Consider the following 24402-nt stretch of genomic DNA (forward strand, 5'->3'; position numbering starts at 1 on the left):
CAATGCCGTTTAGTGCCGCAGACTTGATCGCCGACCCCAAGTTTATTTTGGGTATTCGATTTCACGCAAGCCGCATGCGCAACATGTTCGATGCCGGCCCAAGGCTTGCGCGCTTGCTCGCATCGCACCAGCGGTGGCTTCTTACACAAGTCGCCTATGCGCTCAGCATGGAGCGCGTCGATGGCGATCCAACGTCCGGGCTAACTGCTACGGCGCTGACGACCGAGATCACTGCTTTCAAGGCCGCGAGCCGCAACACCATCCGCAGCTATATCGATGAACTTGCGACCTACAGGTTCATCACCTGTGTTCCGGGCGAAGAGCGCAAGCGGCCGCGTCGCTACGAGGTGGCCGAAATCGCGCAGCAGGCAATGGTCAGCTGGGTCTGGTCCAACCTGCTCGCGCTCGACGTCCTCGACGACGGCGATAGGGCGGAGCGCTTTGAGGCAAACCCTCAGTGGATAGGGCTGATGCAGCCGCGCATCGCGCGTGATTGCCTGCGCGATAAGGCCTGGCGTGAGCCGCCGGAGCGGGTTGCCATGTTTATGTGGAACGACGCCGGCGGCCTTATCGTCGATTATCTGATGTCGAGGATCGACCCGGAAGAGCAGCATCCCGACCGCTTCTTCGTCGGGCCGATCGACAGCAGGGCGCTGGCAGCCGACTTCATGATATCGCGCACGCATATGCAGCGCCTCTTCGCCAAGGCGGCGCAGGATGGCTGCATGGGGTGGGACATCGATATGAAGAAGCCGTCGCTATGGATATCGCGCGCGTTCGTCGAGGAATACTGCCAGTGGCAGGCGATCAAGTTTGCCTATGTTGATCAGGCGTTTCACGCGGCAAGCGAGATATCGGGAGAGAGGTAGGCCGCTGCGGCCGCTCTGGCGTGCGCCGATGGCGACGCGTCAGGATTCGCGATCGTAGGCTTCCGCGGCGCATACGGCTGCGCGGATATGCTCGATGGCGTCGATCTTGCAGAGAAGTGAGATGAGACGGGTCGTCATGAGAATAAGCCGATAAGCGGCAGGGACGGCGAATGGCCGTGCCCTGCGATCAATACTGCTGGAAATCCGCGAAGATGGCAGCGGGGCGCACGATGCGACCACTCGCGCCAGTGCCACGAGCGATCATCTGCTCGTTGGTGGCGAAGCCGGTGCGGCAGTAGCTCTGCGTGGTGCGGCCGTTGCTGTTTGCGTTTCTCAATGTTTCAAATCTGCAGTGTGTAGGACGACGAGTGTTGCTCATTGCCTTGGTTCCTTAGTGATTCCTCCCAAGACACAACGCTAATATTGCAGCGCACAATAGATTTCACAAGGCATAGGAATACGCGGCAGGCATGCGTTTTGCGCATGGGTATCGTCGCAAATCTGTCAATGTTGGTTATTTAGGAGGCAGAATTGATTTCTGTCAGTTTCGCCTGAAAAGCCAATAAATCGTTCCAGGCCAAGCGCTTATTGACCGGCGCCGTCAACAGGTCCTGCGGATGCAGCGTCGCGATGGCCGGGACGACGCGGTCACCTGCGGCAATTTCACGCCATTGGCCACGCAAGCCGTGAATGGTGTCGCCTTCGCCAAAAAACACTCGAGCCGCGAAATTCCCGAGCAGGAGAATCACTTTCGGCTCGGCAAGCGCGATCTGCCGCTCGATGAAGGGACGGCAGATATCCATCTCGGCGGGCGAGGCGACGCGGTTGCCCGGCGGGCGCCACGGAATGACCTGGGTCAAGAGGATACCCGCGCGATCAAGCCCGATCGCGGCCAGCATCTTGTCCAGCAGCTGGCCGGGACGCCCGGCGAAAGGCTGCCCCTCGCGATCGTCCTCCGCGCCCGGCGCCGAGCCGATCAGCATGATGCCGCTCGCAGCATCTCCACTGGCAAAGATCGTCGAGCGCGCGCTGTGCTTGAGATTGCAGCCGTTAAAGGCTTCGAGCGCGGTCTTCAGCTCCGCGAGAGACCGCGCGCTTTCGGCGGCAAACCGCGCCTGCTGGATCGCCTCGCCGTCGGGGATGGCCGGCTGCGGCCGCTGCGCCGACCGCTCAGGCTGGGGCGCACTGCGCTGTGCGGAAGCCGCTGGTGCACGGGAAGCCGTCTCTCTCGCCTCCGCCTGCGGGGCAGGGGCGGCGCTGCGGCGCGCCGCCTTCATCGCCTCGAATTCGGCGAAGCGATCGACGGCCTCGTCTTCCAGCAGCCACTCGACGCCGGCATCCGCATGGAAATGCAGAAGGGCTGCGAGTTCGCCTGGAGAGAGGTCGTTGACGGAGATCATGGGCGCGACATTACCGAAGCTGAGGCCTCAATGAAAGTGCGCAGCCGCCACATCCCGGCCTATTGCACCGTCCATTGCGCGATATCGTCGCGTTCGCCGATCAGCGCCAGGCCGTGCGCGATCGAGAGCATCTCGCCGCCGGTCTCGATACGATCCGTGTCGAAGCGCTCGGTGAAGATGCGACGCACCGCCGGAACGAAAGAGGTGCCGCCGGTGAGGAAGACCTTGTCGATCGTGCCCGCTTCCGTATTGGTCTTTTCGAGCACATCGTCGAGCGCGCCTTCGATGCGCGCGAGATCGTCCGAAATCCAGCTCTCGAAATCGGCGCGGGCCACCATGCGCTTTCCGGCGCGGCCGAGCGGCGAGAAGTTGAACTCGGCTTCCTCAGAGGCCGACAGCGCCATTTTCGTGGCGGACACCGCCTGGTAGAGCGGATAGCCTTCGTCGTGGTCGACGAGATCGATGAAGAGCTCCAGCTTCTCCGGCTCAAGCGCCGTCCGGACAAGCTTCTTCAGGTCCTCATATTCGCGCGAGGTCTTGAAGATCGATAGCTGGTTCCAGCGGCTGAAGCTGGAGTAGTAGTTGGTCGGCACTTCAAGGATCTTGTCGAAGCTCTTGAAATGACTCCCCTTGCCGATCTCAGGCGCCACGACGTTTTCGATGATGCGCGCGTCGAAGTGATCACCGGCGATGCCGACACCGGAATGACCGATCGGCGTGGCCTTCAGCTGGCCGGCGACGGTCTCGAAGCGGATCAGCGAATAGTCGGTCGTGCCGCCGCCAAAGTCGGCGACCAGCACCGTTGCATCGCTTTTCAGGTTCTGCGCGAAGTAAAAAGCGGCCGCCACCGGCTCATAGACATAGTGCACCTCCGGGAAGCCGAAGCGCGACAGAGCCTCGTTGTAGCGCTGCGTCGCCAGCACCGGATCGGGGCTCGCGCCGGCGAAGTGCACCGGCCGGCCGGTGACGATGCGCGTCACGTCCGATGGCCAGTTGCTGCCCGCATAATTGCTGAGGCGGCGGATGAAGACCTCCATCAGGTCCTCGAAGCTGTGGCGCTTGGCGTAGATCAGCGTGCCCTGGAAGAGCGCGCTGGCGGCGAATGTCTTGATCGACTGCAGGAAGCGACAATCGCCGGGATTGTCGATGAACTGGCGGATCGCCGCATGGCCTGCCTCGACCTTCAGCGCCGAAGCGCCGAGCTTGCCATCCTTCATGAAGGACAGCGCCGTGCGCATGCTGTCGCTTTCACCCGCCGAGCTGGTGAAGCCCATGGAATGCGTGGTCTTGCCGTCTGCGGTGGCAAGTACGGTGTTGGTCGTGCCAAAGTCCAAACCTAGCGCTTGAGCCATGCTCGCACCTCTCAATGTCGATCGTTGCTGGAGACTGGAGCAAATGCTCCGCCGGGGCGCCAAGGGACGCCCAAATTCAAGAGGGCGCGTGATGCCACAGCGGTTCGTCTTATTCAAGACGCGGAAGCGCAAAATGAAACGGGCGCCGATGGGCGCCCGTCTCGATCATTCCGCTGCGATGGCCCGGGCGGGCTCCTCGTGTTGCTCTTCTGTCTTCTTCCGCCCAAGGCTGAGCAGCCAGTCGCTGAGCCGTCCCATCTCGACGAAGATGACGGGGGTGATGAACAGCGTCAGCGCCTGGCTGACGATGAGGCCGCCGACCACGGCGATGCCGAGCGGCTGGCGAAGCTCCGAGCTTGCGCCCGAGCCGAGCGCGATCGGGAGCGCGCCGAGCAGCGCGCAGAAGGTCGTCATCATGATAGGGCGGAAACGCCGTACGCAAGCTTCGTGAATGGCCTCGGACGAAGTCATCCCGGTTCCCGATCGCAGGTTCTCCAGCGCCACGTCGATCATCATGATCGCATTCTTCTTGACGATACCGATCAGCATCAGGAGGCCGATCAACGCGATGATCGACAGGTCGAAGTTCATCACTCTCAATGCCAGAAGCGCGCCGAGTGCTGCCGCCGGCAGACCGGAGAGGATCGTCAGCGGGTGGATGAAGCTCTCGTAGAGGACACCGAGAACGACATAGATCGTCAGAACCGCCGCCAGGATCAGGAGAGGCGTATTGCCCTGCGATTGCTCGAAGATCTGCGCCGTGCCGCCATAGGACGTGAAGACGTCCGAGGGCATGTCGATGTCCTTCTTGATCTGGTCGATCGCCGCTGTTGCATCGCCGAGCGCCTCGCCGGCGGGCAGGTTGAACGACACCGTGGTCGAGACCAGCTGGCCGGTCTGGTTGATCGTCACCGGCCCGGTGGTGCGTTCGACGGTCGCGAAGTTCGACAGCGGGACGAGCGCGCCGCTCGACGACGCCACGCGGATGTCTTGCAGCTTCTGGTCATCCCACGGCGCATTGGTGTCGTACTCGACGAGCACGTCGTAGCTGTCGCCGGTCGACTGGATCTGCGCCGCCGCATAACCGCCGAAGGATTCCTGCAGCGTCGTGCGCAGCTGGTCGTCGGTGATCCCGAAGGCGGCTGCCTTTTCCGTATCGACCTTGATCTCGGCCTGAAGCGCGTTGTTCTGCGCGTCCGATGTCACGTCGGTAAAGCGCGGATCGCCGTGCATGGCCTGCTGGATCTTGTTGGCCCAGAGGTTTGTCTGGTCCGCGCTGAGTGCCTGGACCACCAGCTGATACTGGCTGGCCGTCTGCCGTCCACCGAAGCGCAGGCTCTGCTGCGGTGTGATGAAGGCCTGTAGGCCGGGGATCTTGCTAATGCTGGCGCGCAGTTCGCGCAGAGTCTGGTCGAGTGGCGGCCGGTCCTTCTTGTCCTTCAGTTCAACGAACATCGTGCCGTTGTTGAGCGGGCTGCGGGCATTGCCGCCGACGATCGACATGACGTGGTTGACAGCAGGGTTCTGCTTGACCAGCGCCGCAGCCTGGTTCTGCAGATCCTTCATCGCCGGGTAAGAGATATCCTGGCGGGCGCGGGTCGATATGTTGAGGCGGCCGATATCTTCCGTCGGGAAGAAGCTCGTCGGCAGCGTCATGAACAGGTCGATGGTCAGTCCGACCGAAGCCAGAAACAGCCCGAGAATGGCCGGACGGTGCGCCAGGCACCAGGCAACGGAGCGGTCATACCCACGCAGCGTTCGCTCGAAGCCGGCATCGAACCAGCGGATGAAGAAAGGCGGCTGGCTATGGCCGCTGCCGAGCCGTGAGGCGAGCATCGGCGTGACCGTCAGCGACACGATGGCGGATGCCACGATCGCGATCGCCACCACCATGCCGAACTCGTTGAAGATACGCCCGACGACACCGCCCATCAGAAGGATCGGAATGAAGACCGCGATCAGCGAGACGGACATGGAGATGATCGTATAGCTGACTTCGCCCGAGCCCTTGATGGCCGCCTCGAGAACCGGCATGCCATCCTCGACGTGCCTCAGGATGTTTTCGAGCATGACGATGGCGTCGTCGACCACGAGGCCGACGGCGAGCGTCAGCCCGAGCAGCGAGATGTTGTCGACGCTGTAGCCCAGCACATACATCATGCCGAAGGTGGTGATCAGCGACAGCGGCACGGCAAGGCCCGGTATGATCGTCGCCGTCAGGTGGCCGGTGAAGAGGTAGATGACGAGAACGACGAGGCCGATTGTCAGGAACAGCGTGAACTTCACGTCCGAGATCGCGTCGCGGATCGGCTTGGCCGAATCGTTCATCACCTGCGTCGTCACCGATCCCGGTATCTCGGCATGCAGCGCCGGCAGCTTCGCATTGATGGCATCGACGACCGCAACCGTGTTGGCATCCGGCTGGCGTTGGATTGCCAGGATGATGCTCTGCTTGCCGTCGTACCAGCTGCCGGTGTTCTGGTTCTCGACGCTATCCTCAACGTCGGCGACATCGCCGAGATGGATCGGCGCACCACCAGGATTGGCAATGACGAGGGTGCGGAACTGCTCGGCATTGGTGCGCTGCGTGTCGGCGGTGATCGTCATGCTCTGGCTGTCGTTCTGCAGCGTGCCGACGGGCACCTGGCTATTGGCAGCCTGGATCGCCTTGTTGACCGTATCGATCCCGAGACCCCGGTTGAGCAGCTTGTTCGGATCGACCTCGACGCGCACGGCATAGGTTTGCGCGCCGAAGACCGAGACCTCGGCCACGCCGGGCAGGGTGGAGAGCGAGGGCGAGATGATGTTTTCCGCGACATCGTCGAGCTTGCTGCGCGGCATCGTATCGCTCTGCACCGCAAGCAGCATGACGGGAGCGTCGGCCGGGTTGGTCTTCCGGTAGCTCGGGGGCGTCGTCATGTTGTCGGGCAGCTGCCGTGTGGCATGCGAGATCGCCGCCTGAACGTCGGCGGCGGCCGCATCGATGCTGCGGTTGAGATCGAACTGCAGCACGATGCTGGTATTGCCGAGCGAGTTGGTGGCGCTGATTTCGCTGATCCCGGGGATCGTCTCGAACTGCTTGATCAGCGGGGTCGCGACCGACGTCGCCATGGTCTTCGGCGAGGCGCCGGTCAGTGCCGCCGAGACGTTGATCGTCGGGAAATCGACCTGCGGCAGGGCTGCCACCGGCACGAGCTGATAGCCGGCGATGCCGGCAAGCACGGCGCCGATGGCGAGAAGCGTGGTGGCGACGGGGCGCCGGATACAGAAATTTGGTATCATTCTTCCGTGCCCGCCACGATGGTTTCCGTTGACTTCGGCTGATCCGCCGAGGCGACGTTGATCGCCTTGCTATCGAACTCTTCCTTCACGGCCTGCTTGTCGACGAGCTGCGCCTGTCCCTCGATGACCACATGGTCGCCTTCCGAAAGACCGGCAGAGATCGCCGTGTAGCCGCCGTTGGCGCGGGCGACGGTGACAGGCGCCAGCCGCACCTTTCCGTCGTTGACGACGAACGAGTAGAAGCCATCGGCGCCGGGGCTCACCGCCACCGTCGGCACGACCACCTGCTGTTCGTTGTTGTTGAAATGCACGACGATGTTGACCGACTGACCGGGCCAGAGCGCGCCCGATGCATTCTCGAATTTCGCCTTGGCGAGGATGGTGCCGGATGCGGTATCGACACTGTTGTCGTAGAAGCTGATATGGCCGGTGCGCGGCTTGCCCTTGCCTGATGGCGGCACGGTGGTCACGTCGACGGGGCCGGCTGCGAGCGCCAGCTTCAGCTGCCTGAGATCGCGCTCCTGCAGATGGAACTTCACATAGATCGGGTCGTATTTGGCGATCGTCACAATGGTCGCACCTGCCGTCACGAAGGCGCCGGGGCTGACGGCGACGTCGCCAAGGCGGCCGTCGAACGGCGCCCGGATGTCGGTATGTTCAAGCAGTACCTGATCGGACGCGAGCGTCGCCTTGTCCGCTTGCACGGTGGCAACGGCGGTGTCACGCGCCGCCTTTGCCTGGTCATAGGTCTGCTGCGTGCCGGCTTTCGATGTGAGAAGGTCCGAGGCGCGCGTGAGCGCCGTCTCTGCCTCGGCGACCGTCGCGGTATCGCGCACGATCATCGCATTGTCCTTGTCGACCGCGGCCTGTGCCGTGCGGTTGTCGAGCTTGGCGATGAGGTCGCCTTGCTTGACGGAGGAGCCATCGCTGGCGATGATCTCGGTGACCAACCCCTGTTCCTGCGCGGCGATCGTCGTGTTGTCGTCGGCGTCGGCCCAGCCGGATGCCGTGACATCGCGCGGCAGCACCGTCTTAACGGCGGCCACTGTTTTCACCAGGGTCGGTCCGCCGCCCTTTCGCCCCTTGCCCTTCTGGTCGCCCCCCTGTTGCGCGCCATCGCCTGCCGCCTGCTTGCCGCCGGAAGCATCGGCCTGTGCGGTCGCTTTCGATCCGAATTGCGAGAGATAGGGGATGCGATCCTTATAGTGCCACGCGCCGAAGCCGGCTGCGACAACAAGGCAGGTGGTGATCCAGAGTTTCTTCATGGTTGATACCGGTCGGGGGCTGTTGAGTATGACTTATTCAACCACTTTTATTGCGGCACGAAAGAGACACAATCCCGACAGGGGCATCACTAAGTGGTTAGAATGGCTTAAATTTTCGTAATGTTCGCATATTCTAACCTGCGGGCGATCGCGTGAATGTGACGCAACCGCGGTCGGGCGCCGCTGGCTGGCGCCCGATTGTCGTTTGCGATCAGAGGGATCGCGCCGCGCCACCATCGCAGCGCACGAGGCTGCCGGTGATATAGCTCGCCTGCTGGCTGCAGAGGAAGGCGGCGGTCGCCGCGAACTCTTCCACCTTGCCGTATCGACCGACTGGGATGGCCGCTTCCTTGACGACGCGAACGTCTTCTATGCTCTTGCCCGTGCGCTTGGCGGCGGCCCCGTCGAGATCGTCAAGCCGGCTCGTCAGAATGCTGCCGGGGAGCAGCAGGTTGGTGGTGATGCCGAAGCGGCCGATTTCGGTTGCCAGTGTCTTGCTCCAGCCGGCGAGCGCTGGGCGCAGCGTGTTGGAAAGCGCGAGATTGCCGATCGGCTCGATCACACCTGAGGACGCGACAGTCAGGATGCGGCCCCATCCCTGTTCCTTCATGCTGGGCAGCAGCGTGTTGGTGAGCGTGATGACCCGGAGCACCATCGAGAAGAAATAGGTCTCCAGCCGCTCTGCCGTCATGTCCTCGGTAGTGCCGGGCGTCGGGCCGCCGGTATTGTTGATCAGGATGTCAACGCCACCGAGCTTGCTCTTGACGGCTGTCGTGACCGTCTCGACGAAGTTTTCTTCCGAAAGATCGGCCCAGATCCAGTCGGCCTTGCCCTTGCCCTCGGCATTGATCGCCTTGCAGTTCGCCTCCAGCGTTTCACCGCTGCGTCCGCACAAAAGCACATTGGCGCCTTCGCGCGCCAGAGCGACCGCGATGCCGTGGCCGAGTCCGCGCGACGATGCCAGCACGAGCGCGCGCTTGCCCTTGATGCCCAGATCCATTTTGACGTCGCCTGTTGTTCGCTCCGTTTATAGGGCGCGCGACGATCAAAAGGAAAGACCGGCCATGGCTTGATCAGCTTCATTTATTGACGTTGACGTAAGCGGCATGTAGTTCTCTGGTGAAGAGGAATATCATTGCGCGAAATGGGGTATTGGCTGTCGTTTCCCGGCTCGACAATCCAGCCATGTTTTGCCAAGAGATAGCCTACACACGGGGAATTATGGCCGCAAAGCCGGCCGAGCGGAGAATGATGAATGACCGAAGCGACTGAACTGCCCGAACGCGAGAGCATGGAATTCGACGTCGTGATTGTCGGCGGCGGTCCTGCCGGCCTCTCGGCCGCGATCAGGCTGAAGCAGGTCAATCCCGAACTCTCCGTCGTCGTGCTGGAGAAGGGCGCCGAAGTCGGTGCGCATATCCTGTCGGGCGCCGTCGTCGATCCTATTGGTATCGACCGCTTGCTGCCGGATTGGCGCGAAGAGGCAGATCATCCGTTCAAGACCGAGGTCAAGGACGACCACTTCTTGCTGCTCGGCCCGGCCGGTTCCATCCGCCTGCCGAACTTCGCCATGCCGCCGCTGATGAGCAATCACGGCAACTACATCGTCTCGCTCGGCAATGTCTGTCGCTGGCTGGCGGGCCACGCGGAAGCCTTGGGCGTCGAGATCTATCCGGGCTTTGCCGCCACCGAAGTTCTCTACAACGACGAGGGCGCCGTCATCGGTGTCGCCACCGGCGACATGGGCGTCGAGAAGAACGGCGAGCCCGGCCCGAATTTCACTCGCGGCATGGAATTGCTCGGCAAATATACGCTGATCGGCGAAGGCGTGCGCGGCTCGCTCGCGAAACAGCTGATCGCCAAGTTCGATCTCCAGAAGGACCGCGAACCCCAAAAATTCGGCATCGGCATCAAGGAGCTCTGGCAAGTCAAACCGGAGAACCACAAGCAGGGCCTCGTGCAGCACTCCTTCGGCTGGCCGCTCGGCATGAAGACCGGTGGCGGTTCGTTCCTGTATCATCTGGAAGACAACCTCGTTGCCGTCGGCTTCGTGGTGCACCTGAACTACAAGAACCCCTATCTCTATCCCTTCGAGGAGTTCCAGCGCTTCAAGACGCATCCGGCGATCCGCACCACCTTCGAGGGCGGCAAGCGGCTGTCCTACGGCGCCCGCGCCATCACCGAGGGCGGCTATCAGTCGGTGCCGAAGCTGACCTTCCCAGGCGGCGCGCTGATCGGTTGCTCCGCCGGCTTCGTCAACGTTCCCCGCATCAAGGGCAGCCACAATGCCGTACTGTCGGGCATGCTGGCGGCCGACAGGATCGCCGACGCTATCGCCGCAGGCCGCGCCAATGACGAGGTTATCGAGATCGAGAACGAATGGCGCGCAAGCGACATCGGCAAGGACCTGAAGAAGGTCCGCAACGTCAAGCCTCTCTGGTCGAAGTTCGGCACGGCCATCGGCGTGGCGCTCGGCGGTCTCGACATGTGGACCAACCAGCTCTTTGGCTTCTCCTTCTTCGGTACGCTCGGTCACGGCAAGACCGATGCCGCATCGCTGGAGCCGGCATCAAAGCACAAGCCGATCGATTACCCCAAGCCTGACGGCGTGCTCACCTTTGACCGTCTCTCCTCGGTGTTCCTGTCGAACACCAATCACGAGGAGAACGAGCCTGTTCATCTGAAGGTCAAGGACATGGCGCTGCAGAAGTCGTCGGAGCACGACATCTTCGCCGGTCCCTCGACGCGCTACTGTCCTGCAGGCGTCTATGAGTGGGTGGAGAAGGATGGCGAGGAGACCTACGTCATCAACGCCCAGAACTGCGTCCACTGCAAGACCTGCGATATCAAGGACCCCAACCAGAATATCAACTGGGTGCCGCCGCAGGGCGGTGAGGGGCCTGTTTATCCGAATATGTAAGGGATGAGCCATGAGCGCTACCCTTGCGATCAGGCAAGCGCGCTTGGAAGAATTCCCGCGTCTCACCGAGATCGAACTTGACGCCTTCGCGACATTGGCGGAGGCGTTGGGCATCTCCGACGCAGCGCAAGCCTTGCCGCACGATATCCTGCGAAAGGCACTCGAAGCCGGCCTGCTGATCGTGGCCGCCGACGGCGATGATCACCCAGTCGGCTTCCTGGCGGCGGAAGAGATCCACGACACCCTCTATGTGATCGAGCTCGATGTCAGCAGGGACTGGCAACGAAAGGGCGTCGGCCGGCGCCTGATGTCCCACGCGGTCGAAATGGCAAGGACACGACGGCTCTCCGCGCTGACGTTGACGACGGACCGCCATGTCCCGTTCAACGCACCTTTCTACCAATCCATCGGTTTCGAAACGGCAGACGGCGAAGCCATGCCGCCATTTTTGCGGGCCAAGATCGATGATGAAGTCGGCAACGGCATGGATCCGGAACGGCGCGTGGCCATGCTGCTGCGGCTTTGAGGTGCGAACAGCCACCTCACAACCTCTTAACGAATGCGTTACCACACCCACACGCTTAGCAGTTCATTAACCATAATCTCCGTAACCTTGGTCTCATCAACCGAACGTTAAGGATCTGCTTCGATGTCGCTTTCCCGCCGTGGTTTCGTTTTGGGCGTCTCCGCGCTTCTCGCCGGCTGCGCTTCGAGCGGTCCCGATCATCGCGCCAACTACGCGGCCATTCCGGCCGAGAAGTTTCCGCTGCCGGCCATGCCGATCGACAAGATCGATCCGGAGCTTCGTCGCCAGCAGGTCAGCTATGCCTCGAGCTATAGCCCCGGCACCATCGTCGTCGATACGCCCGCCCGCCGCCTCTACTACATCCTCGGCGATAACCAGGCGATGCGCTATGGCGTCGGCGTCGGTCGGGAAGGGCTGGCCTTTGCAGGCGGCGCCTATGTCGGGCGCAAGGCCGAATGGCCGAGCTGGACGCCGACCGAAAACATGCAGCGCCGCGAAGAGCGCTACCGCAAGCTCGCCGGCGGCATGCCGGGCGGGCCGAACAATCCGCTCGGCGCCCGCGCCATCTATCTCTATCGCGGCGGCAACGACACGCACTTCCGCATCCACGGCACCAACCAGCCGCAGTCGATCGGTCTTGCCATGTCGAGCGGTTGCATCCGCATGCTCAACCACGACGTCATCGACCTCTACGAGCGGGTAGAGCCGGGCGCGCAGGTCGTCGTCATCCAGGCAACGGCCTGAACCACAATGAGAAACGGGGCCGATCGGCCCCGTTTTCCTGTCTAAAGCAATGTGCCGCTGAGGATCAGCAGCGCCACCGAGAAGTAGATCACCAGCCCGGTCACGTCGACCAGCGTGGCGACGAAGGGCGCAGAGGCGCTGGCCGGATCGAGCCGTAGCTTCTGCAGCACGAAGGGCAGCATCGAGCCTGCGACCGAGCCGAACGTCACGATCCCGATCAGCGCCGCGAAGATCGTGAAGCCGACGAGGATCCAGTGCTCACCATAGTCATAGAGCCCGATATTCTGCCACAGGATGATGCGGACAAAGCCGACGGCGCCGAGGATCGAGCCGAGCACGATGCCGGTCGGTAGTTCGCGCAGCAGAACCCGCCACCAGTCTGACAGCTTCAGCTCGCCCAGCGCCAGCGCCCGGATGATGAGCGACGTCGCCTGCGAACCGGAGTTGCCGCCGGAGCTCATGATCAGCGGCACGAACAGCGTTAGCACGATGGCCTTTTCCAGCTCGCCCTCGAAATGCTGCATGGCGCTTGCCGTCAGCATCTCGCCGAGGAAGAGGGCGCAGAGCCAGCCCGCGCGCTTCTTCAGCATGCCGGCGAAGCTGATCGCCATGTAGGGCTTTCCGAGCGCCTCCATGCCGCCGAACTTCTGGGCGTCTTCTGTCTGATCGGCGATCATCGTGTCGATCACGTCGTCGACCGTGACAATCCCCAGCATGTGGCCGTTCTCGCCGATAACAGGCAGTGCCAGCAGATTGTGCTTGCGGATCAGCCGTGCCACGTCTTCCTGCGTCATCAGCGGATCGGCCCGGACGATGCCGCCCTGCTGGGCGACGCTCAGCACCGAGGCCTGCGGCTCGCCATTGATGAGACGGCGCAGGGTGACGACGCTCGTGAGCGCCTGTGTCTCCACGTCGAGAACATAGATCGCATAGACGGTCTCACGCGAACGCTCGACCTTGCGAACATGCTCCAATGTCTTCTCGACAGTCCAGGTCGCTGGGACGCTGACGAACTCCGTCGTCATGATGCTGCCTGCCGTGCGCGGCGGATAGCCCATGAGGTGCTGCACGGCGAGGCAGGTCGCGCGGTCGAGCTTGGAAAACAGGTGTGCCCGAGCGGCCTCGTCCATTTCTTGAAACAGGTCGGCGACGCGGTCGTTGGCGGTGGCGTTCAATAGCCGTGCGGCCTGCTCGACCGGCATTTCGGTCAGCATCGCGGCGGCATGGTGCAGCTCCGGGCGTCCGAGTATGCGGACGGCCTTCTGCTGCGGCAGCGTGGCGAGGATAGCCGCTGCTTCGGGAATTTCGAGCGCGTTTAGACGCTCGACGCGTTCAGCCGTGGTGATGGCACCGAGGCTGTCGCTGGCAAAGAAACGGGCGGCATGGCCTGCCCGCAGAGGGAAGCGATTGATGTTCATATAGCTCGCCTTTCCGTCGATCCGCCGCAGCGTCCGACGGGCGAGCCCGATGGATATCGGTCAGCGCACGAAGGCCGCGTACGGCAAAGGCAATCGACTACTACTGTCGCTTGGCATCGTGAGATGGCTCCGTTGATATCCGCGCGGAACGGGCGTTCCGTGCGTGATGCTGTAGGTGGTCCCAAACGCTGAAAAAGTCAAGCGGGGTAGGCGGTTGCGGCGAAAAAGCCGCGCAGGCCGCGCGGCTTTCTTGGTAAGCGTGATGGATAAGGCGCTTCCTTATGCCGAAATGCTCATCCATCAGGACGAGCCGACAGCGATCAAAAGCCTGCGAGCACGAGCTTGCCCTTGGTCTTTCCGCTCTCGATCATCGCATGCGCCGTCTTCAGGTTCGCCGCGTTGATCACGCCGAGCGTTTCGTTCAGCGTCGTGCGGATGGTGCCGGCATCGACCAGGTCGGCGATCTTGTTCAGGAGCTTGTGCTGCTCGATCATGTCGGCGGTGTTAAAGAGCGGGCGGGTGAACATCAGCTCCCAGTGGATCGAAATGGCCTTGCGCTTGAAGGGCACGATGTCGAGCGTCTTTGGATCATCGATGAGCGCGAAGCGGCCCTGCGGCGCGATGGCCTCGACGATATCCTGCAGGTGGTCGCTGGTGTTCGTCGTGGAGAAGATGAAGCTGGGTGCGCCAATGCCGAGTGCTGCCATCTGCGGAGCGATCGGCTGCGAATGGTCGATCACATGGTGGGCGCCGAGTTCCTTCACCCAGGCCTGTGTTTCCGGCCGCGAGGCCGTCGCGATGACGGTGAGGTCGGTCAAGGCGCGGGCAATCTGGATGGCGATCGACCCGACGCCACCGGCGCCGCCGATGATGAGGATGGCGTTGGCCGCACCCGGAACAGCGTCCTGCACCTTCAGGCGGTCGAACAGCGCCTCATAGGCGGTGATCGAGGTCAGCGGCAAGGCAGCGGCGGCCGCGAAATCGAGGCTTGATGGCTTGCGGCCGACGATGCGCTCATCGACCAGATGGAACTCTGCGTTGGAACCGGGGCGGTTGATCGCGCCTGCGTAAGCGACCTCGTCTCCGACCTTGAAAAGCGTCACATCAGGGCCGACCGCCTTGACGATGCCGGCCGCGTCCCAACCGAGAACCTTGAACTCGCCGTCCGCGGGCGCCACGCCGATGCGGATCTTGGTGTCGACGGGATTGACCGAGACGGCCTTGATCTCGACCAGGAGATCGTGGCCGGTAGCCTCAGGCATCGGCAGGTCGACGTCGATCAGAGATGTCTCGGCGGAAATGGGCTGCGGGGTGGTGTAGGCGACGGCACGCATGAAAGACTCCAGTGTTTGTTGCACGGATGCTAGATGCGTCTTACGTTAGGATCACGCAAGAATGCACAAATTCTGTACGTAGTACCCAAAAGGATACCGTCAAATGTCGTTGCCGAGAGACAAGCTGACCGAGAACTTCCCCGGATGCCCCGTCGAGGCGACGTTGAGTTTTCTGGATGGCAAGTGGAAGGGCGTGATCCTCTTTCACCTGATGGAGGGCACGCTGCGCTTCAACGAACTGCGCCGCAAGCTGCCATCGGTAACGCAGCGGATGCTCACTAAGCAGCTTCGGGAGCTGGAGGAATGCGGTCTGGTGTCGCGCACGGTGTTTCCGGTCGTGCCGCCACGCGTGGATTACGCGCTGACGTCGCTTGGCAAGACATTGAAGCCCGTCATCGCCGCCTTGGCCGCATGGGGCGAGGAAAACATATCCTGCCGCCCCAGTGGCCGCCACCTCAGGGATGTGGCGGCCTGTGATCGCTCAGACGCGGCTGCGCCGGTCGAGGCGTAGTGAGGCCGCGAAGACGACGATGCCGAGCGCCGACAGGATCGCGCCGACATAACCCGTCGAAGCTGAGCCGTAGCCCCAGGCGATGACGAGGCCGCCGAGCCAGGCGCCGAGCGCGTTGGCGATGTTGAAGGCGGAGTGGTTGGAGGCGGCCGCCAGCGTCTGCGCGTCGGCGGCGACATCCATCAGGCGGGTCTGCAGCGCCGGACCGGCCGCGAAGCCGCAACCGATCAGGAAGACGCAGAGGCCGAGCATGAACGGGCTGGAAGCGGTCAGCGAAAACAGCGTCAGCACGATGATGTTGAAGACCAGCGAGCCGCCGATCGTGCCCATGATCGACTTGTCGGCGAGCCAGGAGCCGACGACGTTGCCGGCATTCATGCCGACGCCGAACAGCACCATCATCACGGCGACCATTCCTGGCTGCAGCATGGCGACATCAGTGGTGGTGTCCGCGATATAGCTGAACATCGCAAACATGCCGCCGTAGCCGACGGCCGCGATGGCGAGCGTCAGCAGCACCTGCGGACGCTTGAAGGCGCCGAGTTCGCGCATGAAGCTCGCACCCTCGGACACCTCATCGCGCGGCACGTAGTACCAGATCAGCGCCATGGTCACGAGGCCGATCACGCCGACGGCGGTGAACGCGACGCGCCAGTCGAGCGACTGACCGAAGAAGGTGGCGAGCGGCGTGCCGAGCAGCGTCGCGATCGTGAGACCCAGCATGACGCGGCCAACCGCGCGGGCGCGCTTATGCACCGGCACCATCGATGCGGCGACGATCGCGGCAACGCCGAAATAGGCGCCGTGCGGCAAGCCGGTGATGAAGCGCAGCACGGTGAAGCTCTCGAACGAGGGAGCCATGGCGCTCGTGATATTGCCGACCGCGAAAATGCCCATCAGCAGCAGAAGAAGCGAGCGCCGCGCCATCTTGGCGGCCAGCACGGCAATCACGGGAGCGCCGATGACAACGCCGAGCGCATAGGCGCTGATGACATAACCAGCCTGCGGGATGGTCACGGAAAACGTGTCGGCGACATTGGGAAGCAGGCCCATGATCGCGAACTCGCCGGTGCCGATCCCGAAGCCACCACAGGCAAGCGCCAGTTGCACGAGCGCGACCGCCATGGGCGAGGGCGCCTCGGAAACGGGGATGTCGGCGATGGAATCGTTTACGGCGACCTGGCTCAAGCGCGAGCTCCTTCGGCATGCAATGGCTTGGAACAGTCGCGCAATGAAGTGTCACTGCCGGACGGACAAGCGGAAAATGAGGGAGATGGAGCGCCTGCTCCAACACGGTATTAATTTACGATTTGTCGGGAGGCGTCATGTGCGTTTTATGCAGCGCAGCATCCCGCCAGACGCATACGTGAGCGATGCATTGGTCCAGATCGCGCATTCTAGCGTCATTTAGAGCGCCATCTGCTTGAAATCGCACGCGAACGAACCATTTCTAGGCGGCGCGTCAGCCGATGAATAACGGGAACTCGATGAAGCTTATAGGTTTTTTCAACCGCGATGGCGGCACCTTTCGCACGACCGACATGGAGGCGTACGAGAAGCATGCGGAACGGGTGTTCCGCGAAGCCGGCCATGATTTCGAGGCGGTGGTCTTTCCCGGCAAGGAGATCGTCCCCGCGATGGAGCGTGCCGCGCGGCGCGACGACATCGACGGCATCGTTGCGGGCGGCGGCGACGGCACCATCTCGGCGGCCTCCTCGATCGCCTGGAAGAACGGCGTGGCGCTCGGCGTGATCCCAGCCGGGACGATGAACCTGTTTGCGCGATCACTGCGCATTCCGCTCGATATCTGGCAGGCGCTCGATGTTCTGGCCTCGGGCGAGGTCGATCATGTCGATATCGCCAGCGCCAACGACCGCCCTTTCATCCACCAGTTTTCCGCCGGTCTTCATGCGCGCATGGTCCGCTATCGCAATTCATACAGCTATCGGTCCAGGCTCGGAAAAATGCGCGCCAGCACCCGCGCGGCTTTTGGCGTCGTGCTCAATCCGCCGGAATTCGAGGTGGAGTTCGAGGCTATTGGCATCAAGGAACGCCGCAAGGTGTCAGCCGTATCCGTATCGAACAATCCATTCGGCGAGAATGCGCTGCTTTACGCCGATACGCTGACATCAGGCGAACTCGGCTTCTACACCGCCAAGCCCTTGAAGCCATGGGGCGTGGCGCGGCTTGCCATCGATCTCCTGCGCGGGAAGGTGAGGGAAAACGCCGACGTGATGATCATGCACCCGGCCGAAGTGCATCTGCACTTCCCGAAGGTGCATTCGAAGGCCAATTGCGTCATGGACGGCGAACTCCTGCCGCTCGCCCGCGACGTCGCGCTGAAGCTGCATCCCGGCGAACTCAAGGTTCTCGTCCGACAGGGGCTTGCCGCCCAGGTCGATGAGGCCGAACGCCGCGAACCGACGTCCTAAAGCCGCGGCAGATAGGTGCGGTAGTCGAAGTCGGAAACGGTGCGGAGATGCGTGATCGCCTCTTTCCGCTTCGTGTCACCATAGAGCTTCTGATAGGCCTCGCCGAAGATATCCGCGATGAACGGCGACGCCCGAAACGTTTCGACCGCCGTCAGGAAGTCATGCGTCAGCTTGGTCGTATTGTCAGGCATATGCGACGGCGTCGTCTCCTCGCCGGGGTCGAGCTCATTGTCGAGCCCGAGCAGCATGCCGCCTAAAATGGCCGCGAGCAGTAAATAGGGGTTGGCGTCGGCACCGGCAACGCGGTGTTCGATGCGGGCCGCTGGTCCGTTCTTGTCGGGAATGCGGATCGCCGTACCGCGATGCCCGTAGCCCCAGGTGAGATCCACAGGCGCGAAGGACCCGGGCTGGAAGCGACGGTAGGAGTTGGCGAAGGGTGCGAACACCAGCTGCGCATCGCGCATGCTTTGCAGCATCCCGGCGCAGACCGATTTCAGCTTCATTGCCTCGCCACCCTCGGCGTCGAGAATGTTGCGTCCATCCCGGTCGATGATGCTGGCATGCACATGCAGCCCTGAGCCGGCGTGATCCGAATAGGGCTTGGCCATGCAGGTGGACTTCAGCCCGTGCTTGCGCGCCGCCTGCTCCACGATCCGCTTCAGGTAGATGCAGTCGTCGGCAGCGGCCAGCGCGTCGGCGCGATGCAAAAGGTTGATCTCGAACTGGCCAGGGCCGAACTCCGCCGTTGTCGCATCCGCCGGCAACTCCTGTGCCTTCGCGTATGCGCGCACCGTCTGCAGGTAATCGTCGAGCGCATCGACGGCGCTCATGTCGTAGAGCTGGAAGCCGTTCGGATCGCCCTGATAGGTCAGGCTTGCCGGCGGCATCGGCCGGCCGGTCTCGCGCCAGTCCGGCGCCACCACGTAGAACTCGAGTTCCGTTGCGACAACGGGCGTCAGTCCGCGCTCGGCGTAACGGTTCAGCACCGATTGCAGGATGGCGCGCGGGTCCATGAAGCTCGGCGTGCCGTCGAATTCATGCATGGTGGCGAGCACCTGGACCGAGCCCTCCGGCGCCCAAGGCATCGACGCAAGACTGCGCCGGTCGGGAAGACAGTGTCCATCCGGATCGCCGACGGAGAGTGACAGCCCGGTGATATCGTCATTGTCGTCGCCCCAGATATCGAGCGACTGCGTGGAGGAGGGGAGGCGGACTTCGCCGGCCCATACCTTCTTCTGCGCTTCGAGCGGAATCTGCTTGCCGCGCAGGTCGCCATTCATGCCGACCAGCAGGATTTCGATGCGCGGATCGCCACCCGCAGCTTTGCCGTGCATGTTGTCGCTCGCCATGATCTTGAAAATCCCCTCGGACAAGGCCAAGGTCGTAGCTCATTGGGAAGAGGCTTTCAATATCCGAGGGTGTTTAGCAAATCATGTCTGATACTTACGCGCGCTCCAATCTCGCCGCCATCGATGCCGCTCATCATCTGCATCCGTTCTCCGATATGAAGAAGCTGAATGCGGACGGCACCCGCATCATCCAGCGCGGCGAGGGCGTGCATGTCTGGGACAATCATGGCCACAAATACCTCGATGGTTTTGCCGGCCTCTGGTGCGTCAATGTCGGCTATGGCCGCAACGAGATCACCGAGGCCGTGGCGCGGCAGATGAACGAACTGCCCTATTACAACACCTTCTTCGGTACCACGACGACACCGACCACCCTGCTTGCCGAGAAAGTCACGGCCCATGCCGGCCCGCGCTTCAATCACGTCTTCTTCACCGGCTCCGGTTCCGAGGCCAACGACACATGGTTTCGCATGGCCCGCGTCTATTGGGGCGCCATCGGCCAGCCGTCGAAGAAGATCGTGATCTCCCGCAAGAATGGCTATCACGGCTCGACCGTCGCCGGCGCCAGCCTCGGCGGCATGAAGTACATGCACGAGCAGGGCCACCTGCCGATCGAGGGCATCGTCCATATCGGCCAGCCCTATTGGTATGGCGAGGGTGGCGATCTCTCTCCGGCCGAGTTCGGCCTCAAGGTAGCTCGCGAGCTGGAAGCGAAGATCGATGAGCTCGGCGAGGATAATGTCGCCGCCTTCGTGGCTGAGCCGGTGCAGGGCGCGGGCGGCGTGATCATCCCGCCCGAAACCTACTGGCCGGAGATCGCCCGCATCTGCAAGGCGCGCAACATCCTGCTCGTTGCCGATGAAGTGATCTGCGGCTTCGGCCGTCTCGGCGAATGGTTCGGTCACCAGTATTTCGGTGTCGAGCCGGATCTGGCGCCGATCGCCAAGGGTCTGTCGTCGGGTTACCTGCCGATCGGCGGCGTGCTGGTCAGCGACCGCGTCGCCGATGTCCTGATCAACGAGGTCGGCGATTTCAACCACGGCTTCACTTACTCCGGCCACCCCGTCTGCGCCGCCGCCGCTTTGGAAAACCTCAGGATCATCGAGGATGAAAGGCTGGTCGAGCGCGTCCGCGACGATATCGGCCCTTACTTCGCCAAGGTGTGGGGCGCGCTCGGCGATCACGATCTCGTCGGTGAGGTCCAGAGCATCGGCCTGATGGCAGCGCTGCAGCTCACAGCCGACAAGAAAACCCGCACCCGTTACGAGAAGCCAGATGCCGTCGGCACGCTCGTGCGCAATCACGCGCTCGCCAATGGCCTCATCCTGCGCGCCACAGGCGACCGCATGCTCGCATCCCCGCCACTCATCATCAGCCACGAGGAAGTGGACGAGATGGGACGCATTGCCAAGCTTGCCTTGGATGCGGCGTGGAAGGAGCTGAAGGCTTGAGGCCCGCTTATTTCGGATAGATCCAGACGTAGCTGAACCCGACCTGATCTTCCGCCCGTCCGCGGTGATAGGGGACGGAGGTGCTCTTCACGTCGACGGCGCTATATTGCTCGCCGAGATTTTGCGTGACCCATTCGGCCAGCAGGGGAGGCAAAGCCTCTCCGCTGTCCTTGGTGATCCACACCATCAGGATCGGCCTGTCGGCCGTCCACTCGTAGGCGATCTTCATATTGTCGAAGAACCGCGACATCAGCGGCACATCCGGCCATTGCAGGTGAAGATTGCCAGCCGGCAGCCAGCTGTCGGTCACGATGAGACCCGGCGTCTTGCTCTCCTCAGCAGCAATGTGTTTGGCAAAGCCGCTATAGGGCACGTTGTAGGCCTCGTACCGACCAAACAAGGTGGGCAGGTTCGGCCTGGCAAGCAACGCCGTCGGGATGAGGATCATCAGAACCAGCGGCACGACGATGAAGCGGCGGAAGTGACTATCAGAGCGATGGCCGGCGGCCTGCATCTTCAAGCAGAAATAGATTGGCATGAGGAACAGGAACGGCAACAGCCAGCGGTCGCGCAGCGAGGTCATGCCGATCGTGACGACCAGAACCAGCACCAGAAGCGCGATGGTGACGAACAGAGCGGTGAAGAACCGTGTCCATTCGGAAGATGCACGAAGGCTTTTCCAGAAGGAACGGCCGAAGACGAGCGTGTAGACGAGGACCGTCGGTGCCATGATCACCAAGACGAGCCGCAGGAATTTGAATGGCCCCTGCACCAGCTTCGCAAACGCCGTGTCTGGCGCTTCCTGCTTCATGATCCCGAGTGTGCGCCCGGAGGCGATGTCGAGATTGTGCAGCAGCCAGAGCCCGTGCGGCAAGAAGATCAGCACGGCAAGCGCGATCGACAGCAGGAAGCGCCGGTCCATGATCCGCGCGCGTCCTTGCGGATGCAGCCAGACGGCTGGCATCGCGGCCACGGCGACGAGCGTGAAATTGTACTTCGACAGCATCCCCAATCCGAGCGCCAGCCCCATGAAGGCATAGGAGCCGAGCGACGGTGCCTTCAGCGTCTTGATCACGCCGTAGAGAAAGAGATTGATCGTCAGAAGCTGAATGACCGTGTGGGTGAGGTCGCGCTGCGCTTCCCAGAAGAGCTGAGGGATGGTCAGCAGCGAAAGCGTCGCGATGACAGCGTAGAGCTTGTCCTCGAGCACCTCGCGGGCAAGCTTGTAGTAGGTCAGGTAGACGAGAAATAGCACCAGGTTCTTGGTCGCGGACACTGTTGCCAGCGACAGGCCAAAAAACCAGACGACGATCGACTGCAGCCAGTTGTAGAGCGGCGGCTGCGAATCGTAGCCGAGCGTCAGCCACTGCGAGACGAACGCCTGCTGCGACTCGTCAAATCTCAGGCCGTGTGGCTGCAGGAGACGAACAATAAACTGGATGCAGAAATACCCGGCGATCAGCCAGACGACAGCATCCGGCTTGCGCGCCAGGAGATTACGCATTCTCATTCCCGTCGAAGATCCGCTGGACGATATAGTTGGGCGAGACGTCGTCGCGGTAGTAGGTACGCGCGATCATTTCGGCCAGGATGCCGGTGGTGATCATCTGCACCGACGACAGAAGAAGGACGACGCCGACCATGAGCATCGGTCGAGCTCCGATATCGTTGCCCATGATGAACTTGTCGAAGAACAGATAAATCAGGATCAGAGCCGACAAGGCGCCGAGCCCGAGACCCAGCGAGCCGAAGAAATGGCCCGGGCGCGCCTTGTAGCGCATGAAGAACATCACCGAGAGCAGGTCGAGGATCACGCGGAACGTGCGCGAGATGCCGTATTTCGACTGGCCATGTGCGCGGGCATGGTGCGTAACGACCATTTCGCCGATGCGCGAGCTCGGAACGACACCGGCGACCCAGGCCGGAATGAAGCGGTGCATCTCGCCCATCAGCTTCACCTGTTTGATGACCGAGGTGCGGTAGATCTTCAGGCTGCAGCCATAGTCGTGCAGCTTCACGCCGGTGATGCGGCCGATGAGGTAATTCGCGCACCAGGAAGGGATCTTGCGCAGCAAAAGCCCGTCCTGACGGTTCTTGCGCCAGCCGACGAGCAGGTCGAGTTCGCGGCGCTCGAGTTCGGCGACCATGTGCGGGATATCGTTCGGATCGTTCTGCAGGTCGCCATCCATGGTGGCGATGAGGCGGCCAGTGGCCGTGTCGATGCCCGCCTGCATGGCGGCGGTCTGGCCGAAATTGCGCTGCAGCGCCACGATGCGAAGCGACAGGCCGTCACGGCCGATATGCTTGCGGGCATTGACGAGCGTGGCGTCGGTGCTGCCATCGTCAACCAGGATGAGCTCCCAGCGATTGGGATATCGCGTCATCGCCGAGCAGATGCGATCGACCAGCGGGCCAACGCTTTCTTCTTCGTTGAAGACGGGGACGACCAGCGATAGTTCGACGGGAGCAGCGGCGTCGGTCGCGCCTGAAAGTGTTTCTGCCGTTGTCTGCAACACGTATTTCTCCTAAAACGCCGCCCAGTGGTGCCGCTCTTCTGTCGGCCGAAGGCAGGAAGCTAGTACATGAAGTCTCCGGTGGTTGCCAGCCGACAATCCTGGTTCGCACGCAATCGAATGCTGCTGTTCACAGTCATAATTGTCATAGTCTATGCCGCCTTCATCGAGTGGTTCTGGGGCTGGTCGACCATTCTGCGGCAATGGGCCGAGGTCGGCGCGCTGACGATCATTGCCGCACTGGCGCTTCTGACCAGTACCTACTTTCTGCGCACCTGGCGCATCTACGATTACTTCCCGCGCGAAACCAGCGGCCGTTTCCCGGCGCTCTTTCGCGTCACGCAGGTCCATAATCTCTTGAACATCATGCTGCCGTTTCGAACCGGCGAAACCAGCTTTCCATTGCTGATGCGCACCGAATTCGGCATTCCCTTAGCGCGCGGAACGGCGGCGCTGCTCGTCATGCGTCTTCTTGATCTTCATGCGCTCTTTGCAGCCGCAGGGATCGGTTTCGCCATCGCGTCGTCGCACAAACTGATTGCGTGGCTGCTGTGGGTGGCGTTCCTGCTGCTGCCGGTCGCAGCATTTGCGGCGCGCAAGCCTCTCGTCCGACTTGCCGCGAAGCTCCTGCCTAGGAAATTGCAACACTTTGTCGCCGAGATCGAAAACGGTCTGCCCGCAAACGCCTCGGCTTTCGCACGCGCCTGGGCGATGACCGTCATCAACTGGCTGGTCAAGGTGCTGGTGCTTGCCTGGGCGTTGCGGCTGATGGGCGTCGTGCCGGCCGCCGCAAGCTTTGGCGGCGCGCTTGGTGGCGAGCTGTCGTCGGTGCTGCCGATGCATGCCCCTGGCGGTGTCGGCACCTATCCGGCGGGCATCACGGCTGGCGCCGTTGCCTTCGGCGCATCGAGCGATGCCGCGGATATCGCGGCACTCGCCCGGGCAAGCATCAATGCCCATCTGCTGATCATTGTTTCCGCGCTCACGGGAACGGCAATCTCCTTGCCGTTCGGTCGACGTCGCGCCTCGTGAGGCA

The 24402-nt window shown here is 62.4% G+C and carries 20 protein-coding genes; 8 read left to right on the forward strand and 12 right to left on the reverse strand.

The features are described from left to right. Positions 1–2 precede the first annotated feature (2 nt). Positions 3–869, forward strand: coding sequence for a hypothetical protein (locus ACVTFQ_RS04140; protein ID WP_111561043.1), 867 nt, complete (start codon positions 3–5; stop codon positions 867–869). A 187-nt stretch (positions 870–1056) separates the two neighbouring features. On the opposite strand, the gene ACVTFQ_RS04145 is transcribed toward ACVTFQ_RS04140, so the two are convergent. From ACVTFQ_RS04145 to ACVTFQ_RS04170, 6 genes are all read right to left on the reverse strand, one after another. Further along, positions 1057–1206 (reverse strand): hypothetical protein, encoded by a 150-nt coding sequence (locus ACVTFQ_RS04145; RefSeq protein WP_018898858.1) that lies wholly within the window; start codon positions 1204–1206, stop codon positions 1057–1059. 181 nt (positions 1207–1387) lie between these two features. Further along, the gene (locus tag ACVTFQ_RS04150) at positions 1388–2269 is read right to left on the reverse strand and encodes a uracil-DNA glycosylase (RefSeq protein WP_111561044.1); all 882 of its coding nucleotides are present in this window, start codon (positions 2267–2269) and stop codon (positions 1388–1390) included. A 59-nt stretch (positions 2270–2328) separates the two neighbouring features. Beyond that, positions 2329–3621, reverse strand: coding sequence for an Hsp70 family protein (locus ACVTFQ_RS04155; protein WP_111561045.1), 1293 nt, complete (start codon positions 3619–3621; stop codon positions 2329–2331). Between the two features lie 165 nt (positions 3622–3786). Beyond that, positions 3787–6903: an efflux RND transporter permease subunit gene (locus ACVTFQ_RS04160; protein WP_470423674.1), complete on the reverse strand. Its 3117-nt coding sequence runs from the start codon at positions 6901–6903 to the stop codon at positions 3787–3789. After that, a complete protein-coding gene (locus ACVTFQ_RS04165) occupies positions 6900–8168 on the reverse strand; it encodes an efflux RND transporter periplasmic adaptor subunit (RefSeq protein WP_111561047.1) in 1269 nt (422 codons plus the stop codon). Before ACVTFQ_RS04165 ends, ACVTFQ_RS04160 begins: the two co-directional genes overlap by 4 nt. A gap of 211 nt (positions 8169–8379) precedes the next feature. Continuing rightward, on the reverse strand, positions 8380–9168 hold the full coding sequence (locus ACVTFQ_RS04170; protein ID WP_111561048.1) for an SDR family oxidoreductase: 789 nt from the start codon (positions 9166–9168) through the stop codon (positions 8380–8382). Positions 9169–9423: 255 nt separating this feature from the next. On the opposite strand from ACVTFQ_RS04170, the gene ACVTFQ_RS04175 reads away from it, so the two are divergent. The 3 genes from ACVTFQ_RS04175 to ACVTFQ_RS04185 all read left to right on the forward strand — a co-directional run bounded on the left by ACVTFQ_RS04175 (position 9424) and on the right by ACVTFQ_RS04185 (position 12358). Beyond that, positions 9424–11088: an electron transfer flavoprotein-ubiquinone oxidoreductase gene (locus ACVTFQ_RS04175; RefSeq protein ID WP_111561049.1), complete on the forward strand. Its 1665-nt coding sequence runs from the start codon at positions 9424–9426 to the stop codon at positions 11086–11088. A gap of 10 nt (positions 11089–11098) precedes the next feature. After that, positions 11099–11614 carry a GNAT family N-acetyltransferase gene (locus ACVTFQ_RS04180; RefSeq protein ID WP_146618458.1) on the forward strand — a complete coding sequence of 172 codons (516 nt, stop codon included), beginning with the start codon at positions 11099–11101 and terminating at the stop codon, positions 11612–11614. A gap of 123 nt (positions 11615–11737) precedes the next feature. Beyond that, positions 11738–12358 carry a L,D-transpeptidase gene (locus ACVTFQ_RS04185; protein WP_111561050.1) on the forward strand — a complete coding sequence of 207 codons (621 nt, stop codon included), beginning with the start codon at positions 11738–11740 and terminating at the stop codon, positions 12356–12358. 41 nt (positions 12359–12399) lie between these two features. Here ACVTFQ_RS04185 and mgtE read toward each other — a convergent pair whose 3' ends face one another. Then, entirely contained in the window at positions 12400–13776 is a 1377-nt protein-coding gene (mgtE, locus tag ACVTFQ_RS04190; RefSeq protein WP_111561051.1) for a magnesium transporter, read from the reverse strand. 320 nt (positions 13777–14096) lie between these two features. Then, entirely contained in the window at positions 14097–15110 is a 1014-nt protein-coding gene (locus tag ACVTFQ_RS04195) for a zinc-binding alcohol dehydrogenase family protein (RefSeq protein ID WP_111561052.1), read from the reverse strand. 103 nt (positions 15111–15213) lie between these two features. Here ACVTFQ_RS04195 and ACVTFQ_RS04200 point away from each other — a divergent pair, with 103 nt between their 5' ends. Continuing rightward, positions 15214–15621, forward strand: coding sequence for a winged helix-turn-helix transcriptional regulator (locus tag ACVTFQ_RS04200; RefSeq protein ID WP_111561053.1), 408 nt, complete (start codon positions 15214–15216; stop codon positions 15619–15621). On the opposite strand, the gene ACVTFQ_RS04205 is transcribed toward ACVTFQ_RS04200, so the two are convergent. Beyond that, positions 15592–16809: an MFS transporter gene (locus ACVTFQ_RS04205; RefSeq protein WP_112437072.1), complete on the reverse strand. Its 1218-nt coding sequence runs from the start codon at positions 16807–16809 to the stop codon at positions 15592–15594. The genes ACVTFQ_RS04200 and ACVTFQ_RS04205 overlap by 30 nt on opposite strands. Before the next feature lie 299 nt (positions 16810–17108). Between ACVTFQ_RS04205 and ACVTFQ_RS04210 the strand changes: the two genes are divergently transcribed. Then, positions 17109–18053 carry a diacylglycerol/lipid kinase family protein gene (locus tag ACVTFQ_RS04210; protein WP_026283068.1) on the forward strand — a complete coding sequence of 315 codons (945 nt, stop codon included), beginning with the start codon at positions 17109–17111 and terminating at the stop codon, positions 18051–18053. Here ACVTFQ_RS04210 and ACVTFQ_RS04215 read toward each other — a convergent pair. Next, on the reverse strand, positions 18050–19402 hold the full coding sequence (locus ACVTFQ_RS04215) for a glutamine synthetase family protein (RefSeq protein ID WP_111561522.1): 1353 nt from the start codon (positions 19400–19402) through the stop codon (positions 18050–18052). The two genes, ACVTFQ_RS04210 and ACVTFQ_RS04215, sit on opposite strands and share 4 nt — an antisense overlap. 83 nt (positions 19403–19485) lie before the next feature. On the opposite strand from ACVTFQ_RS04215, the gene ACVTFQ_RS04220 reads away from it, so the two are divergent. Further along, complete coding sequence (locus ACVTFQ_RS04220; RefSeq protein ID WP_111561056.1) at positions 19486–20853, forward strand: aspartate aminotransferase family protein; 1368 nt, start codon at positions 19486–19488, stop codon at positions 20851–20853. Between the two features lie 7 nt (positions 20854–20860). On the opposite strand, the gene ACVTFQ_RS04225 is transcribed toward ACVTFQ_RS04220, so the two are convergent. Then, on the reverse strand, positions 20861–22357 hold the full coding sequence (locus ACVTFQ_RS04225; protein ID WP_111561057.1) for a glycosyltransferase family 39 protein: 1497 nt from the start codon (positions 22355–22357) through the stop codon (positions 20861–20863). Continuing rightward, positions 22350–23366, reverse strand: coding sequence for a glycosyltransferase family 2 protein (locus tag ACVTFQ_RS04230; RefSeq protein WP_111561523.1), 1017 nt, complete (start codon positions 23364–23366; stop codon positions 22350–22352). The genes ACVTFQ_RS04225 and ACVTFQ_RS04230 overlap by 8 nt, the downstream gene beginning before the upstream one ends. Positions 23367–23435: 69 nt before the next feature. Here ACVTFQ_RS04230 and ACVTFQ_RS04235 point away from each other — a divergent pair, with 69 nt between their 5' ends. Then, a complete protein-coding gene (locus ACVTFQ_RS04235; RefSeq protein ID WP_111561058.1) occupies positions 23436–24398 on the forward strand; it encodes a lysylphosphatidylglycerol synthase transmembrane domain-containing protein in 963 nt (320 codons plus the stop codon). Positions 24399–24402: the final 4 nt, after the last annotated feature.

Source organism: Rhizobium sp. O111 (genome assembly GCF_055616315.1).

Excerpts from the sequence above, each read along its gene's own strand:
- ACVTFQ_RS04140 (WP_111561043.1), top strand. The coding sequence starts at position 3 with ATGCCGTTTAGTGCCGCAGACTTGATCGCCGACCCCAAGTTTATTTTG.
- ACVTFQ_RS04150 (WP_111561044.1), bottom strand. The coding sequence starts at position 2,269 with ATGATCTCCGTCAACGACCTCTCTCCAGGCGAACTCGCAGCCCTTCTG.
- ACVTFQ_RS04155 (WP_111561045.1), bottom strand. The coding sequence starts at position 3,621 with ATGGCTCAAGCGCTAGGTTTGGACTTTGGCACGACCAACACCGTACTT.
- ACVTFQ_RS04160 (WP_470423674.1), bottom strand. The coding sequence starts at position 6,903 with ATGATACCAAATTTCTGTATCCGGCGCCCCGTCGCCACCACGCTTCTC.
- ACVTFQ_RS04165 (WP_111561047.1), bottom strand. The coding sequence starts at position 8,168 with ATGAAGAAACTCTGGATCACCACCTGCCTTGTTGTCGCAGCCGGCTTC.
- ACVTFQ_RS04170 (WP_111561048.1), bottom strand. The coding sequence starts at position 9,168 with ATGGATCTGGGCATCAAGGGCAAGCGCGCGCTCGTGCTGGCATCGTCG.
- ACVTFQ_RS04175 (WP_111561049.1), top strand. The coding sequence starts at position 9,424 with ATGACCGAAGCGACTGAACTGCCCGAACGCGAGAGCATGGAATTCGAC.
- ACVTFQ_RS04180 (WP_146618458.1), top strand. The coding sequence starts at position 11,099 with ATGAGCGCTACCCTTGCGATCAGGCAAGCGCGCTTGGAAGAATTCCCG.
- ACVTFQ_RS04185 (WP_111561050.1), top strand. The coding sequence starts at position 11,738 with ATGTCGCTTTCCCGCCGTGGTTTCGTTTTGGGCGTCTCCGCGCTTCTC.
- mgtE (WP_111561051.1), bottom strand. The coding sequence starts at position 13,776 with ATGAACATCAATCGCTTCCCTCTGCGGGCAGGCCATGCCGCCCGTTTC.
- ACVTFQ_RS04195 (WP_111561052.1), bottom strand. The coding sequence starts at position 15,110 with ATGCGTGCCGTCGCCTACACCACCCCGCAGCCCATTTCCGCCGAGACA.
- ACVTFQ_RS04200 (WP_111561053.1), top strand. The coding sequence starts at position 15,214 with ATGTCGTTGCCGAGAGACAAGCTGACCGAGAACTTCCCCGGATGCCCC.
- ACVTFQ_RS04210 (WP_026283068.1), top strand. The coding sequence starts at position 17,109 with ATGAAGCTTATAGGTTTTTTCAACCGCGATGGCGGCACCTTTCGCACG.
- ACVTFQ_RS04215 (WP_111561522.1), bottom strand. The coding sequence starts at position 19,402 with ATGGCGAGCGACAACATGCACGGCAAAGCTGCGGGTGGCGATCCGCGC.
- ACVTFQ_RS04220 (WP_111561056.1), top strand. The coding sequence starts at position 19,486 with ATGTCTGATACTTACGCGCGCTCCAATCTCGCCGCCATCGATGCCGCT.
- ACVTFQ_RS04225 (WP_111561057.1), bottom strand. The coding sequence starts at position 22,357 with ATGCGTAATCTCCTGGCGCGCAAGCCGGATGCTGTCGTCTGGCTGATC.
- ACVTFQ_RS04235 (WP_111561058.1), top strand. The coding sequence starts at position 23,436 with ATGAAGTCTCCGGTGGTTGCCAGCCGACAATCCTGGTTCGCACGCAAT.